The sequence below is a fragment of the Citrifermentans bremense genome (genome assembly GCF_014218275.1).
In the GTDB taxonomy this organism is placed as follows: Bacteria; Desulfobacterota; Desulfuromonadia; order Geobacterales; family Geobacteraceae; genus Geomonas; species Geomonas pelophila.
Window position 1 is genome coordinate 1,727,255 of sequence record NZ_AP023213.1, and the last position, 15,452, is coordinate 1,742,706.

At 65.1% G+C, this 15,452-nt stretch carries 8 protein-coding genes; 5 read left to right on the forward strand and 3 right to left on the reverse strand.

Translation table 11 applies throughout. From position 1 onward, the window contains the following. Nucleotides 1-82: 82 nt before the first annotated feature. Nucleotides 83-1,879, forward strand: a complete 1,797-nt coding sequence (locus GEOBRER4_RS07625; RefSeq protein ID WP_185244892.1) for a hypothetical protein — start codon at nt 83-85, stop codon at nt 1,877-1,879. 149 nt (nt 1,880-2,028) lie between these two features. Here GEOBRER4_RS07625 and GEOBRER4_RS07630 read toward each other — a convergent pair whose 3' ends face one another. Beyond that, nucleotides 2,029-3,381, reverse strand: a complete 1,353-nt coding sequence (locus tag GEOBRER4_RS07630; protein WP_185244893.1) for a class II 3-deoxy-7-phosphoheptulonate synthase — start codon at nt 3,379-3,381, stop codon at nt 2,029-2,031. A gap of 156 nt (nt 3,382-3,537) precedes the next feature. On the opposite strand from GEOBRER4_RS07630, the gene GEOBRER4_RS07635 reads away from it, so the two are divergent. Next, nucleotides 3,538-5,040: a C13 family peptidase gene (locus tag GEOBRER4_RS07635; protein WP_185244894.1), complete on the forward strand. Its 1,503-nt coding sequence runs from the start codon at nt 3,538-3,540 to the stop codon at nt 5,038-5,040. 61 nt (nt 5,041-5,101) lie between these two features. On the opposite strand, the gene GEOBRER4_RS07640 is transcribed toward GEOBRER4_RS07635, so the two are convergent. Together GEOBRER4_RS07640 and GEOBRER4_RS07645 are read right to left on the reverse strand one after the other, a co-directional pair. Continuing rightward, the gene (locus tag GEOBRER4_RS07640; RefSeq protein ID WP_185244895.1) at nt 5,102-6,484 is read right to left on the reverse strand and encodes a TldD/PmbA family protein; all 1,383 of its coding nucleotides are present in this window, start codon (nt 6,482-6,484) and stop codon (nt 5,102-5,104) included. Further along, nucleotides 6,469-6,732, reverse strand: coding sequence for a DUF4911 domain-containing protein (locus GEOBRER4_RS07645; RefSeq protein WP_085813113.1), 264 nt, complete (start codon nt 6,730-6,732; stop codon nt 6,469-6,471). The genes GEOBRER4_RS07640 and GEOBRER4_RS07645 overlap by 16 nt, the downstream gene beginning before the upstream one ends. A 205-nt stretch (nt 6,733-6,937) precedes the next feature. On the opposite strand from GEOBRER4_RS07645, the gene GEOBRER4_RS07650 reads away from it, so the two are divergent. The 3 genes from GEOBRER4_RS07650 to GEOBRER4_RS07660 are packed head-to-tail and all read left to right on the forward strand — an operon-like array spanning nt 6,938 to nt 15,450. Beyond that, nucleotides 6,938-8,167 (forward strand): DUF11 domain-containing protein, encoded by a 1,230-nt coding sequence (locus GEOBRER4_RS07650; protein WP_226377924.1) that lies wholly within the window; start codon nt 6,938-6,940, stop codon nt 8,165-8,167. Between the two features lie 21 nt (nt 8,168-8,188). Next, nucleotides 8,189-14,215: an OmpA family protein gene (locus tag GEOBRER4_RS07655; RefSeq protein ID WP_185244897.1), complete on the forward strand. Its 6,027-nt coding sequence runs from the start codon at nt 8,189-8,191 to the stop codon at nt 14,213-14,215. After that, nucleotides 14,212-15,450: a hypothetical protein gene (locus tag GEOBRER4_RS07660; protein ID WP_185244898.1), complete on the forward strand. Its 1,239-nt coding sequence runs from the start codon at nt 14,212-14,214 to the stop codon at nt 15,448-15,450. Before GEOBRER4_RS07655 ends, GEOBRER4_RS07660 begins: the two co-directional genes overlap by 4 nt. The last annotated feature ends 2 nt before the right edge of the window (nt 15,451-15,452 follow it).

Genomic DNA, 15,452 nt, shown 5'->3' on the forward strand with positions numbered 1-15,452 from the left:
ATATATGTCTGCGATCTACGAATCCAGGCAGTTCTGCTACAGGGTTGCGAGGCCCTGAAAGAACCCGAAAAAAGGAGAATCAATGAACTATCGAGTACTGAGGAGGGGGTTGCACGGTATTTTGACAGTGGGCGCTTTGCTTGCCGCAGGTTGCGGCGGCGGGGGCGAGGCAGGGGTAGGGACCCCCTTGGGCAACAGCGTTCAGGGTGTCGTCGCCGACGGTTATCTAGAGAACGCCAGGGTGTTCCTGGATCTAAACGACGACAAGCAGTTCACCACCGGGGAGCCGACTGCGATGACCGCGGCGGACGGGAGCTACACCATTAACGGCGTGAGCGCTACGGATCTGAGCACCCACGCCCTCGTGGTCCGCGCCGAAGCCGGCCAGACGAAAAACCACGAGGGTGCCAGCGCCACCACCCTTACCGACAGCTACGTCCTGTCCACGCCTCCCAACGCCCCGAAGACTGCCGACGGGCAGGTGGTGATCACCCCCCTTACCACGCTGATCCACAACCAGATCGAGACCAACCCGGTGCTGGATGTGGCCGCAGCCGAGGCGGTGGTGAAAACGAACCTCGGAGTTGCCGATGCGACCAGCCTCTTCGAAGACTTCGTCCAGAAAAAAGGGGCAAGCCAGGAATACGAGAAGGTGAGCCTGGTGGCGCAGGTGGTTGCCTCCGCGATCGGCAACAACATGTCCGCGGTCTCCGCGGCAGCGCCGACGGCTAATCTGAACGACGTCATCAAGATGGTGGTATCCGAGGTGACCGCGAACCTTACCGCCATCTCGACCGCAGTGGACAGCGCCGCCCAAGGCGGCAACTTCGACCCGGCGACAGTCGCCACCAGCACCGTGACCATCGACACCAGCGACGCGGCAACGCTGCAGGCGAACCTCGAGCAGGCCGCGACCGCCCCGGTGGTCGGCTCCTTCCAGACCGCCCTCGGTTCCGACGGCTTCTTCTACCTCGACATGTATTACGACCTTGGGATGGTCACCTACGAATACGGCAAGGTGAAGCTCGGCGCCCAGGGAACCGACGGCTTCGCGCTCACCGAGGAGTTCTTCAACTACGACACGATCAACTCCGCCTGGGTCGCTGGAACCGAAAGCACAAACAACTATGTCCTCTCCAAGACCGGGTGGGTCCTCGAAGACGACAGCGCTGCCAAGGGAAAATTGGTCTTCAACGCAGACGGCACCGCCACCTGGACCAACGTCGACACCGGTGACAGCGAGATCATCACCGTGAGCAAGATGGACGTGGCGGGCAAGGGGATCGCAAGTTTCGTGGCCAAGCAGAGCTCGCCCATCAAAGCGGGCGCCACCTTCCCGGCAGGGTCCGAAGCGTACAAGATGACCTTCACGCGCAAGAGCGACTACTTCTCCGTCTGGGTGGGAGGGTACCCCAACAGCATGCTGATGGACGTAGCCAAAGTCTCCGACATCCCCGCCAAGTTCCCGGCCGTCAGCGACCAGCTCAACGGCGGGCTTGGCATCGGGCGTGAGCTCTCGGTGCGCTTCTCCGGCTCCGGGACCAGCGGCACCTTGCTGTTCCTGGCGGCGGGGGCACCCCTGAGCCTGGAGGGTACCTGGAAGATAGTCGAGCCGGTCGTAGGCTACCCGGTGCTGGTGCTGGACGTGCCGCTTGCCTACCGCACCCAGTACCTGGACTACACTCCGGAAAAGATAATCTTCGCCCTGGTTAACGGCTCTATCCGTCAGGGAGAGGCGGAGTTCGCAAACGTGCCGAGGGTCGAGTCCGGCTACAACTTCAACAAGACCGCTTTCGACGCGATACTGGCGAATTTCACCCTTTCCACGGCAACCGCCGCGCCGAAGACCGCCGCGAAGACCGTGCGCAAAAAGTACTAGGGTTACCGCTGCAGGCAAAAAAAACCTCCCTGGGCCGGTGCCCGGGGAGGTTTTTTTTCGTCAAAGATGGTGCCGGGGACTCTGCCGCGGAGCGGCTGCGGGGCCCGAAGCAAAAGAAGCGGGGAGGGCGGGGCGGACGGAAGCAGGCGTCACTTGCACGGGTGCAGCATCTCGGCGAGCTCGAAAGCGAGCTCCACGCTCTGCTCGGCGTTAAGGCGCGGGTCGCAATTGGTCTGGTAGTTCAGGTGCAGGTGCTTGTCCAAAAGCTGGCGGCTCCCGCCGGTGCATTCGGTGACGTGGTCGCCGGTAAGCTCCAGGTGCACCCCCCCCGCGACGGTCCCCTCCGCCCTGTGTATCTGGTAGAAGTTCTTGATCTCGCGCAGGACGTCCTCGAATTTCCGCGACTTCTGGCCGTACTCGTTCTGGTAGGTGTTGCCGTGCATGGGATCGCAGCTCCAGACCACCTTGAATCCCTCCTGCTTGATCTCCCGCAAGAGCCTGGGGAGGTAGGAATCGATCTTGTCTGCGCCAAAGCGGGTGATCAGGGTGAGCCGCCCCGGCTCGTTGTCGGGGTTCAGCCGCTGCGCCAGCGCCTTCACCGTGTCGATGTCGTAGCTCGGGCCGACCTTCAGCCCCAGCGGGTTTCTCACCCCGCGCAAAAACTCGACGTGCGCCCCCTCCAGCTGTCTCGTCCGGTCGCCGATCCAGAGCATGTGCGCGCTGCAGTCGTACCACCCGCCGCTGGTGGAATCCATCCGGGTGAGCGCCTCCTCGTAGTCGAGCAAGAGGGCCTCGTGGGAGGTGTAGAGCGTCACCTGGTTCAGCTGCGGGGTGTGCTGCGGGTCGAGCCCTATTGCGGTCATGAAGTTGATGGTCTTCCAGATCTGCCGGACCAGGTCCTCGTACTTCTGCCCCGCCGGAAGGGCGTCCAGCGAGGCGCGGTGCCAGGCCTGCACCCGCTCCAGCGAGGCGTAGCCCCCGAGGGTGAAGGAGCGGACCAGGTTGAGGGTGGCGGCGGCCCGGTAGTAACCCTCCAGCATCCGGCGTGGGTCCGGGGTTCTCGCCTCAAGGGTCGGCTCCGGGCTGTTCACCATGTCCCCGCGGTAGCTGGGAAGCTCGATCCCCTGCACCATCTCCGTGTCCGAGGAGCGGGGCTTCGCGTACTGTCCGGCGATCCTCCCTATCTTGATCACCCGCTTCTCGCCGGCGAAGGCGAGCACCACCGACATCTGCAGGATCACCTTCAGAAGCTCTCTGATGTCCGGGCCGGTGCAGCGCGAGAAATCTTCGGCGCAGTCGCCGCATTGCAGCACGAAGGCGCGCCCTTCCACCGCGTCGGCGAGCTGGGCCTTCAGCGTCTGGCACTCGCCGGCGAACACCAGCGGCGGGAGCTGGGACAGCGTCTTCTGCGTTTCCTCCAGCGCCGAGCCCGCAGGCCACACCGGTTGCTGCAAGGCGGGAAAAGAGCGCCAGCTCGATTTCGTCCATTTCTGGCTAGGCATGGGTTGACCTCTCTGCTACTTTAGTGTCTGCTGCGCCTGCGGCGCGGGCGCTGTCACGGCGCCTGCAATGGTAACAGGATTAGCCCCCGATTAAAAACAAAATGTTAAATGAAATCAAGTGAAGCCAGGTCAAACCGGCTTTGGAAGAGGGACGTCGTGCTAGTATTCACAGTCTTGGAAAGCGAAGAGCACCTGGAAACCGGGATCGAAGAGGGCGGGGGCGCCGAAGAAAAGGCTCGGGAAAAGACGCCCGGGCCGTGCGTCGCTCCCCCTGCGGCAAGCGGAAACAAGGGACGCCTCAGGAGTCTTTTGCGCGATCTCAAAGGGGGCGTGCGCCTCGCGCTTTTACTGCACTCCGACCTGGAGCGGCTTGACCCCGCTCCCGCGCGCCTCGTGCTCCTCGTTCTGGCCGACCTCGCGCTGAACTTCGTCTGTTCCTTCGTGCTGGTGGGGACCGGAGGGTACTTTTCCTCTGCCTCGATACCGGGCTTCTTCTTTCACCTGCCGCTACTGCTGCTGTTGGGCCTTGCCGCGGGAAGGCTCCTCTGCCGTCCCGGGACTGCTTCCGCCGTCGCCGCCTCCCTCATCGCGGCGAGCATCCCCATCGAGCTTTCTCATGCCATCCTGGAAGGGGTGGCACAACTCCCCCACTTCCAAAGGCTCCAGGATTACCTGACAGCCCCCCACTACTACCGCTTCTACTGGTGGTGGGGAGCCGCGGCACTCCTTTTCCTGTTCCGCATCGACCCTGTCCGGGGGATGCGCCGGCTCAGGCTTCCCCTGCTTTTCGCCTTGCTGGTGCTCCCTCCGCTTTATTCCTTCCAGCGGGGCGACCTCTGGGCCAGCTCCGCGCAGGAGAGCGAGAGTGGCGAGCTGCGCTTGACCGATGAGGTGCTTGCTGCGCAGGCAAAGCTTCTGGACGGGGAGCTGGCCGCGCTGAAGCCGGGGCGGCCCGGCGCCATCGACCTCTACTTCGTCGGTTTCGCGGGCGACGCCTCCCAGGACGTCTTCCTGAAGGAGCTCAACTACGCCAGGCGGCTTTTCGACCGGCGCTTCGGCACCTCCGGGAGGTCGGTGCTTCTGGCCAACAACCCGCAGAGCGCCACATCGCTTCCCTTCGCCAGCGCGGGGAACCTGGAGCGCACCCTGGTGCGGGTTGGCGAGGTGATGAACCGCGACGAGGACCTCCTGTTCCTTTACCTAAGCTCCCACGGCTCGGCGGACCACGAGCTCGCCGTGAACAACCCTCCTTTGGAGCTCAAGCAGCTGACGCCCGAGCTCTTGAAGCGCGAGCTGGCGCTAGCCGGGATCAAGTCGAAAGTGATCGTGGTCTCCGCCTGCTTCTCCGGCGGCTTTGTCCAGCCGCTGCAGGATGACGGAACCCTGGTGATCACGGCGGCGGACGCCACCCACGAGTCTTTCGGCTGCGGCTTCGGCGAGGACTTCACCTGGTTCGGCGAGGCGTTCCTGGAGGAGGCGCTGAACAACGAATTCTCTTTCACGGCGGGCTTCGAGCGTGCGCGGGAGACCATCAGGAAATGGGAGGAGGAGCGGGGCGAGACCCCGTCCAACCCGCAGATCTTTGTGGGGAAGGGGATCGAACCAAAGCTCGCACATATGGAGAAAGTTTTGAAGGAGGGGAAAATCCAGAAACCTTAAAAGGCCACTCGACAGGGATGCCTTTATACCCTCCATCCCTGTTAAGCGCCTTGTTTTTGCCTTACCCTGCGCCGCCGACCGTGATCCCTGAGATGAGCAGGGTCGGCTGCGCGTCGGAGACCGGGACCCCCTGGCCGTCCTTGCCGCAGGTTCCGATCCCGAAACCGAGGTCGTTTCCCACCATGGTTATCTTCCTGAGCACCTCGGGGCCGTTGCCGGTGAGCGTAGCCCCCCGGACCGGCTCTCCCACCGCGCCGTTTTCGATCAAAAACCCTTCCGACACCTCGAAGACGAAGTCCCCGGTCACCGTGTTCACCTGGCCCCCTCCCATACGCTTCACGAAAAGGCCTCGGTCCACGCTTCTCACGATTTCCGCGGGGTCGCTTTTGCCGGGGGCGATCAGCGTGTTGGTCATTCGGACTATGGGGCGCGTCCGGTACGACTCGCGCCTGCCGTTGCCGGTGGAGGCGCAGCCGTCCTTCATCGCCGAGAGCCGGTCGTACATGTAACCCTTGAGGACGCCGTTTTCCACCAGTACGGTCCTTTGCGCCGGGGTCCCTTCGCCGTCGAAGGCGAAGGAGCCGCGCGCGTTGGGTATGGTGGCGTCGTCAATCACGGTGACCAGTTCCGAGGCTACCTTCTCGCCCACCCTGCCGCGATAGACCGAGGTCCCAGCCTGCACCAGGTCCGCCTCAAGTCCATGTCCGATCGCCTCGTGCACCATGGTCCCCCCCGCCTCGCTGGAGAGGACGACCGGCAGCGGCCCCGAGGGGGCTTTGCGGGCTCCCAGCATCATCACCCCACGCGCGGCTGCCTTGAGCGCCAGCTCCTCGGGGGATGCCTGGTCGAAAAGCTCGAAGCCGCGCGCGGCGCCCAGCGGCTCGTAGCCGGTCTGGGTCACCTTGCCCTGCTGCGCCACCACCTGTACGACGAAGACGGTCGCCGTGCTGTTCTCCTCGTGGAATTCCCCCAAAGAGTTCACAGTCTGGACCTTCGTCTGCGCGTCGCGGTACATGGCCATGACCTGGCGCACCCTCTTGTCGAAACCGCGCGCCGCCCGGTCGGCCCGGTTCACCAGTGCGACCTTCTCGGCCAGCTCTATGCTGCCGGGAGCGATGCCGATGGGGAAACCCGGTGCCACCCTGCGCTCGCAGAGGTTGAACTCGGCGTAGGGGAGCCCCCCGCGTACCCCGCGGCTCACCGTCGCCGCCAGGCCCAGCAGTGACTCCTGACTCAATTGGTTGGTGTAGGCGTAGGCGGTCGAAAAGCCCGAGATCACCCTGATGCCGATGCCGCGGTCGGCGGAGGAGAGGACCCTTTCCACCTTGCCGTCCTCGCACATGACCGAGGTATAGGCGCCGTCCTCGTAGTAGATCTCGGCAAAGTCGCCGCCGGCGGAGAGGGCGCGGCGCAGTATGGCTGCGGCGTCTATGGTTTCGAGCATGGCTCCCCCTCCTGTGTCACCTCGGTGATCACGATTTCCTTGGCGATTTCATGCATCAGCGCCTCGATGTCACCGGCGAAGCAAAGCGGGAAGCTGACGCGGACGATGCCGCGCTTGCCGTCGATGGTGCTCATGGTGTTGAGCCCCTCGTAAGCCTCAAGTATCGACTTCAGGTAGACCATGTCGCGGTTGGCCAACTGGTAGTAGCGGCTTCCCGTCTCCGTATATTTCGATGCCGGCTGTCCCATTCTGGCTCTCCTGTCAACTTCTGGTTCCCCTTCGCTGCGGGTCGCATCTACATACCATCTGGCCGTTGAAAAGACAAATTTTCTTTGGCTCTTGCCTCTGCACGATCCTCTGTTATTTTTCTAAGTCATGAGATTAAACCATCTTAATAAATACTGGCTACGACCTAGATGCCCGTCCTTTCTGTTGGCGCAGCTTTGCTGCGCTTTGTTTTTACTGCTTCTCATGGGAGAAGAGGCCCTGGCGGCGTACCGGGCCGACCTCTTGGTGCGGCTTGCCAACGAGGGTGATGCCTCGTATGTCGGCGCAGGGATATTCGAGACGACAGCCCTGATTCAGTCCAAGTCACAGGCATCCTATTCCGGGTATCCCGCGCAATTCCGGGTCCAGGTGAAGAACGCCGGGGACCAGGCAGACAGCTTCATCTTGACCGGTCCCGCAGGCGGCAGCGGCTTCACCGTGAGCTACCGGGACCAGGGCGGGGTGGAGCGCGCCTCAGAGTTATCCGCGGGGGGGTATCGTACCGAAAGCCTCGCTCCAGGCGCTTCCGCCGTGCTGCTGGTGCAGGTGACCCTGAGCCAGTTCACCCTGGGGGCGAGCTACCGTGTCCCGGTCACCGCGGTCTCCGCCGGTGACGCGGCGTCGCTGGACCAGGTCAAGACCGAGACCGTCGCCTGCGGCCTTACCGCGGCGGTGACAGTTTCCGCGCCGCCGGACGGAAGCGGAGCGCCCGGTTCCCTGGTCACCTACCCCTACACCGTCACCAACGTCGGCAACGCAGTGAACAGCTTCACTCTTTCACTGGGCGAGGGCTGCGCCTGGCCCGCGACCCTCTACGCAGACGACGGGGCGGGAGGCGGGATCGCCGGTGACGGCGTGCGGCAGCCCGGAGAGATGAACCGCTGCGTTTCCACCGGCCCGCTCGCCCCCGGCGCCTCCCATCGCTTCTTCCTTGCCGTCGTCATCCCGGAAACAGGCGTCGACGGCGCGCGGGCCGACGCCCGGCTGGCCGTTGCCGGTGAAGAGGCCAGCGGCAGCGACCAGGTTACCACCACCGCGCTGGCCGCGGTCCTCTCGCTCGTCGATGGGGTACGCAACCTCACCAAGGGAGGGGTCTTCGCCGCGAACGTCGATGCGGTCCCCGGAGACCTGCTCCAGTACCGGATGGCGGTCACCAACAGCGGCTCGGCGCCGGCCACGACGCTGCGGATCGAAACCCCAGTCCCGGTCGGGCTCAAGCTGGCGCCCGATTCCCTGCTGCTATCCCTTGCATCCGAGGGGGAAGCGGCACCTTGCCCGGAGGCCCAATGCGGCCTGGCCTCGGCAACCGAAGGGAACATCGTCGCCCTTCTTGGCGAGGGGGCGAGCGACACGGTCGGCGGCACGCTCTCGCCTGGAAAAACCCTCTACCTCTTTTTCAAAGCTCAGGTCGAATGACGATGTGAACTGGGGCAACCGATGACGATCCCGGCAGGCAGGAAGATGAAGGGGTGGAGGTGGTTGCGCCTGATTGCGCTCGCGCTCCTATTTGCCCTGCCGCGTAACGCGTTCCCGCTTTCCTCGGCAGGAACCGTCATCAGGCACGATTTCACTGCCCGCTTCGCCACCCCCCTCCTGCGCGAGGTGCGCTCCAACCAGACCACAGTCAGCGTCAAGGACCTTTCCGACCCTGAACTGGTGCCTCCTCGTACCGCGACCACGAAAGCGTCAGTACCCGCCGATTTCCGTCATACCCTTACCAACCGGGGGAACCTTGCCGACAGCTTCAGGCTCAAGGCGTCGCTGGTCGACGCGGGCCTCCCGGAAAGCGGCCCGGTGCCGCAGCTTCGTTTTTACGCCGCAGACGGCGTGACCCCCATTGCCATCGACGCAGGCGGAGTCCAGGCGATCGGCCCCTTGCAGCCCGGCGCCTCCGTCGAGCTGATCTTGAGGGCAACGCCGCCGGCAGGGCGCGAGGGACGCGTGGCGCTGATCGCGGTGAGCGCCACCTCCGTGCTGGTCCCGGCGCGGAGCGCGAGCCTGACCAACCAGCTCCAGGTGCCGGCGGGGGGCGTTTCCTTTATGAAGGCAGTTTCCCCGGTGGGGGGCGTCCTTCCCGGGACCCTGTTGACCTACAGCATCGCGATTGGGAACAGCGGCGGGGCCCAGGTTGCAGCTGTCCGTGTGATAGATCCGCTGGATCCCCTCCTTGAATACCAGCAGGGGAGTGCCGCGCTTCCTGCCGGGGTTGCAGGAAACGTCAGTTTCGATGCGGCTACCCGGACCCTCGTCTTCGACATACCTTCGCTTCCAGCGGGTTTCAGCGGTGAGATCACCTTCAAGGCGCGCGTCCGTGACGACGCCCCGGGAAGCGCTTCCATCGTCAACACCGCCGGCGTCTCCAGCGCGGAGAGCGCCGTCCCCTCCCTCAGCAACAGCACTCTCAACACGGTGCTGGCCCGGTTGCTCCAGGTGACCAAGGCGGCCGGGAGCAGCGCAGCCGAGGCGGGCGACATCGTGCCCTACACCGTGCGCGTGCAGAACGTCGGGGATGGGGCGCTGAACCATGTCACCGTAGCCGACCGTGTTCCCCGCGGGTTCCGCTATCTCAAGGGGTCGAGCCATGTGGACGGGTTCGCCGTGGCGGATCCGGTGGGAGGGGGGCAGCAGTTGAGTTGGGACCTGGAGAGCCTGGAACAGGGAGCCTTCAAGGTGCTCAACTACCGCTTGGTGGTCTCGGCCGATGCCCCCGTCGGCACCGCCGTCAACTGGGCCAGGGCCACCGGCAGCCCCGCAAGCGGAGGGAGCGTCGTCTCTCCTCCCGCCAGCGCCTCCGTCAAGGTGAGATCCTCCATATTGGGGGATAAGGCCATCATCATGGGGAGGGTTTTCCATGACGGCAACGGCAACGGCGTTCCGGACCAAGGGGAGCCGGGCGAGGCCGGGGTGAGGGTGTACCTGGAGGACGGCTCCTTCGTCTTCACCGACAGCGAAGGCCAGTACAGTTTCACCGGGGTTTACGCAGGCGACCATGTGGTCAAGCTGGACCGCTCCACCCTGGACCCGCGGTTTGTGTCCGTGCCGTACAACACCGCATTTGCCGGGGTGGGGTGGTCGCAGTTCATCACCGTCCCCTTCGGCGGTCCGGCGCGCGGCGACTTCGCGCTCGCCGCGAACCCGGAAGCGCCGGCACCGCTGCCAGTAGGTCAGACAGGTCTGACAGGTCTGACAGGTCCGACAGGTCCGACAGGTCCGACAGGTCCGGCAAGCCCGGCAAGCCCGACAAGCCCGACAAGCCCGACAAGCCCGACAAGCCCGACAAGCCCGACAAGCCCGACCCCGTGGCCGGCTGCGGCCGCCGAGCTTGACGCCGCCGATGCCGTGGCGCGGGTCAGGCTCACCCCGGAGCGGGTGGAGCTTCCCGCTGACGACAAAACCACAGTCCCCTTCAAGGTCGAGCTCCTGGACTCCGCCGGCAGGCGGGTCCCCGGCTCCGCCAGCGTCACGCTCTTCCTCGCCAAGGGGACCCTCCTGGAGCCCGACCTGGACCCGGCCCTCCCGGGCCACCAGGTCCGCGTCACCGACGGCCTCGGCGTCTTCCAGCTCCGCTCCGGCCGCGCTACCGGCAATGACCTGTTGATTGCCAGAGCGGGCAACGGCAGCGCAGCCCAGGCGGATCTCTTCTTCAGCCCCGACCGGCGCGACTGGATCCTGGTCGGCTTGGGCTCCCTCACCGTCGGGGGCAAAGCGGTGAGCGGCAACTTGGAGAAGATCGACAAGGACGACCGCTTCGACGAGGGGATCTTCCACGAGGAACGGCTCGCCTTCTTCACCAGGGGGAAGATCCTCGGCAAGTACCTCCTGACCGCCGCTTACGACTCGGACAAGGAACGTCGCGACGGGGTGTTCCAGGCGATCGACCCGGAAAAGTACTACCCGGTCTACGGCGACGCCAGCGACATCGGCTACGACGCGGAGTCGCGCGGCAAGATCTACCTAAAACTGGAAAGCGGCCGCTCCTACCTCATGGCAGGCGACTACCGCACCGACCTCTCCGAAAACGAATTCTCCCGCTACGACCGGGCGCTGAACGGCGTGAAGTTCGAGATGAACACCAAGAGGGTCACGCTGAAGGGGTTTGAAAGCCGCACCGAGGAGACGGTGACGCGGGACGACATCCCCGGCAACGGCACCTCCGGCCACTACTTCCTCTCCAGGCGCGGCCTCTTCGAGAACAGCGAGCGGGTGAGGATCGAGGTGCGCGACCGCTACCACAGCGAACGGGTGATCTCGGTGACCGAGAAGGTCCGCTACGCCGACTACTCCATCGACTACCAGGCCGGGACCATCCTCTTCAAGGAGCCGGTCCCCTCCCTGGACCAGTTCCTTAACCCGGTCACCATCGTGGTCAACTACCAGGCCGAAGGCCCCGGGGAGGAACGCTACGTCTACGGCGGACGGGCGGAACTCCGAAGCGAAAACGGTTCCCATATCGGCGGCACCGCCGTGGTGGAGGAGCAGGCGCTTAAGGACAACACCCTTTTCGGCCTCGACGCCGCCTGGCGCCTGGGCGAGCGCCTGACGCTGAAGGGGGAGGGGGCGGTCAGCGAAAACCTGGAACACGGCAGGGGGAGCGCCTGGAAGACCGAACTCGCCGCGCGCCCCATCGATCCGCTCCTCGTGAACCTTTATTACCGGAAGGTGGAGTCGGACTTCTTCAACACCTCGATGACCGGTACCGAGCTTGGGACCGAGAAGTACGGAGGCCGGGCCGACTACCGGGTCGGGGCCGGCACCCTCCTCTTCGCCGAGAGTTTCCTGCACCGCTATGAACTTGGGGACCGGAAACTCTTCGCGAACCACGCCGGAATCGTGAAGAAATTCTCCTTGCTGCAGCTGGAGGGGGGCGTCAAGGTGGTGCGGGAGGAAGTGGACGGCCGAACGGAGGAATCCGACTTGGTCTACGCCGGTGTGATCGCCCCACTCACCAAAAAGCTCGATGCGACGCTCAGGCGCGAACAGCTTCTTTCCGCCTCCGGCGTCGCCGACTACCAGACCAAGACCTTCGCCAAGCTCGACTACCGGCTCACCGAGCGCACCAAGGCCTTTCTCACCGAGGAGTACCAGGAACGCTCACCCCTCGTCCGCCAGGCCACCCTGTTCGGCCTGGAGAGCAGGCTCTCGGACCGGATGCGTCTCACCACCGGCTACCAGATGTCGAGCGGAGCCTCCGGCTACTCCCAGCAGAGCAACGTCGACTTGAACACCCGGCTCATGGAGGGCGATGGCTTCAGGCTCGATTCCCGGACCGGCTACCAGATCGAGCACGCCCTGTCGCAGCAAAGGGGTCAGGCAATAGTCGGGTTGAACAGCCGTTACCGCGCGGCCGAAGGGCTCTACCTAAACTCCTCTCTGGAGCGGGTGCAGACGGTTGAGGGAAACAGCGGCACCCGCACAGCCTTCACCCTGGGTGGGGAGTACCTCCGCGCCAGGGACCTGAAGCTCTCCGGCCGCTACGAGGTGAGGACCGGCCCGGGGGAGACCGCCTCCCTCTACGGCGCCAACGCCGCCTACAAGATGAGCCCCTCGCTCACCCTCCTCGGCAAGCTCTCACTATGGGACCGCGACGCCGACGCGGGCGACGATGTCATCTTCGACGGCTACCTTGGGAGTGCCTTCCGCCCGCTGGCGGGGGAGCCACTACAGCTCCTCACCCTGGCGCGCTACAAGGTGGAAGACAGGCGCTCCCTCCCCGGCTCCTTCGAAAGCCGCAGCGTCATCCTCTCCGCCGAGCCCACCTATCGCATCGTGAGCCGCTGGAACGCCCAGGGGAAATACGCCGGGAAGCTCAATTGGGCCGAAGGGGCTGGGGGGATGATGCAGAGCTACACCGACCTGGTCCTGGCCGGGCTCTCCTACGACCTGGCGGAGCGCTGGGAGATCGCGGCCTACCTGAAGCTCATGAACCAGTACGACGCGGGGATGCACTCATTTGGAGCGGTCGGGAGCGCAGGCTACCGCGTCTATAAAAACGTCGTCTTTTCCGCCGGCTACAACTTCGCGAGGCTCGACGACCGCGATCTTACCGGCGAGACCTTCCAGGGGCAGGGCCCCTTCGTCGGCATCAAGGTGAAGTTCGACGAGGACATGTTCGAGTCGAGGGAGGCGAAGGCGATCCCCATCCCGATGCCCGCCCCGGTCTCCCTGCCCCCCCCCGCATTGGCTCCCGTGCCGGCGCTCCTGGTGCGGGCCGAGCGGCTGGACGAGCCGGTGCTTCTCTCGGGGAGCGCCGAGCTCTTCACCCTCTTGGTCAACGGCGAGCGGGCGAAGCTTCCTTCCACGGATGTGACGCTGACCCGGGAGCGCCTGGGCTCCCTGGAGCTCAAGGGTGGGCGGTTCCCGGAACCGCTCATCTTCCTGGCGAGCGTGGAGCAGCCGGAACAGGTAGGTTCCTGGACCCTCAAGGTGATGAACCGCGACGGGGAGGTGCTGCGGACGCTGCAGGGGACCGGGGCGCCCGAAAAGCGCATCCCCTGGCTCGGCGAGACCGACCGCCAGAAGGTGGAACAGGGGGAGATCTACCAGTACCAGCTGCAGGTCACCTACCTCGACGGCTCGGTCTTCTCCACCGGCCGCGAGCTCTTCGGCGTGAACCGCCGCGAGGCGGTGCTCCTGACGCTTTCCGGAGGCGCCTTCGTTTTCGACCGCTCGGAGCTTACCCTGGAGGCGAAACGCCTGCTCAAGGGGGCGGCACGGGTATTGCGGGCTCGCCCCCAGGAAAAGGTGATCGTCGAGGGGCACACCGACGCCATCGGGAGCGTGGAGTACAACATGGCGCTTTCCAGGAGACGGTGCGACGCCGCCGCCGATTACCTGGTACGGGAGGAGGGGATCGCCCCCTCTCGGCTGTTGCGGCGTTGGTACGGCAAGTCCCGCCCCGTCGCCGACAACGTCACCACCCCGGGCAGGAGGTTGAACCGCCGCGTCGAGTTGAAGGGGGACTTCAAAGAGCTGCACCCGGTCTCCCCCGACGACCGTTACCGGACCCAGCCCTTCGTGGTCATCAACGGCCGCACCATACCGGTCGACCGCCTGGGTCGCTTCGAGGCCACCTTCCCCGGCAACACCCTCGACCTCGACCTCGAGATGGGGGACTCGCAGGGGCGCTTCCTCGCCACCTCGCTCCCGCTTCCGGAACTGGCCGTGCACGAGCCTCTTGCCGAGACGCTTGTGGGGTACGGTAAGGAAACCTCCGGCGTCAGGGTCGACGCCGACGGCAAGGGACACTGCATGCTTTCGGGGACGGTGGAAGGAAGCTCCATGGAGCTTGCGGGGAGGAAGGTTCCGCTCGACCCGGCGGGGGGCTTCAAGTACGAGCTCCCGCTTGCAGACGGCGAGCAGGTACTGGGGGTGGTGCTCAGAAACGGCTCCGGCTGCTCCAAGCTCATGAACCTGCGGCTGCGCTCCGAGCGCAGCACCGTGACACCCGTGCGGGGTGAGCCGTGAGCGCCCGGGACCGCCTCAGGAAATTCGGTGGGCTTGCCCTGGAGACCGTCGCCTCCCTGCTCCTGGTCCTTTCGCTCTATTGGCTCTTCATGGTTTTTCTCTACGCACTCTTCCCATCCGGCACCCCGCTGAAGGAGATGCTGGAGAGCCGCTCGGAAGAGCTTCCGGCAAAAGACGGCGCCGGGCGCACGCCGGAGGCGGCGCTCAAATCCCTGGTCCGCGACGTCCGCTTCAGGCGCGGCAATTCGGTCGCCTGGGAGGGGGCCCGGGAGGGGATGCTTCTTTACAACAACGACGCCGTGCAGACCTTCGATCGCTCGGGCGCAACCTTGTCCTTTGCCCCCAGCGACCGCCTCACCATAGGTAGCAATTCGCTGGTCCTGGTCACCCGCCTGAACCAAAAGGTGGAGGGGGAGCCCACGGCCTACCGGGTACAGGTGGAGGGGGAGCTGCAGGGAAACCTGTCGAACGAGAAGAAGCTCCGCCTGGAGATCTCGGCGGCCGGGCACCTGGCCCGGGTCGCTTCCGGGGCCGCCCGGTTCCGCGTCACACCCAACGGCAACGCATCGAGCCTCGCGGTCTACGCCGGCGAGGTCAGGGTCCAGGGGAAGGACGGGTTCGTGCGGGTTCCAGCCTACCACGGCATCACCCTTAGAAGAGGGGTCGCGGCAGGCCCGGCGGTGCCGCTTCCGGAGGTTCCGATGCTCAAAAGCGACAAGCTCCTCTACCGGTTCCGCCGGCTGCCACCCAAGGTCCGCTTCGCCTGGAGCGGCAGGGCGGGGGAATACCATTTCCAGCTCGCGCGCGACCCGCGCTTCAAGAACCTGGTGCTCGACCGGAAGCTGGCCGTGCCGGAACTCGTCACAGGGACCCTCGACGCGGGGAGCTATTTCTGGAGGGTGAGCGGGATCACCGAGGCAAGGGAAGGGTTCTTCAGCCGCACCGGGCGCTGCGAGCTGCTGCAGTTTTTGAGAGCGCCCGAACTGAAGGTGGACTTCCCGCCGCAAAGCGCCGCTGCCGGAAGTTTCACCCTGACCGGGAGCGTTGAGCCGGGCGCCCGGGTCTACGTGAACGGGGTGGAGGTGCCCGGAGGCGGCGACGGGGGCTTCGCCCACAACCTGGTGCTCAAAAGCGGCGTCAACCTGATCAGGGTCGAGGCCGTCGACCAGGCGGGAAACGCCAGTTACGCTTCGCGCGTGATCTACGGGACCGGTGCCGGAGCGGAAGGTAAATAGAG

Bases quoted from the DNA above. Each gene is read 5' to 3' on its own strand.
- GEOBRER4_RS07625 (WP_185244892.1), top strand. From the start codon at position 83: ATGAACTATCGAGTACTGAGGAGGGGGTTGCACGGTATTTTGACAGTG.
- GEOBRER4_RS07630 (WP_185244893.1), bottom strand. From the start codon at position 3,381: ATGCCTAGCCAGAAATGGACGAAATCGAGCTGGCGCTCTTTTCCCGCC.
- GEOBRER4_RS07640 (WP_185244895.1), bottom strand. From the start codon at position 6,484: ATGCTCGAAACCATAGACGCCGCAGCCATACTGCGCCGCGCCCTCTCC.
- GEOBRER4_RS07645 (WP_085813113.1), bottom strand. From the start codon at position 6,732: ATGGGACAGCCGGCATCGAAATATACGGAGACGGGAAGCCGCTACTAC.
- GEOBRER4_RS07655 (WP_185244897.1), top strand. From the start codon at position 8,189: ATGACGATCCCGGCAGGCAGGAAGATGAAGGGGTGGAGGTGGTTGCGC.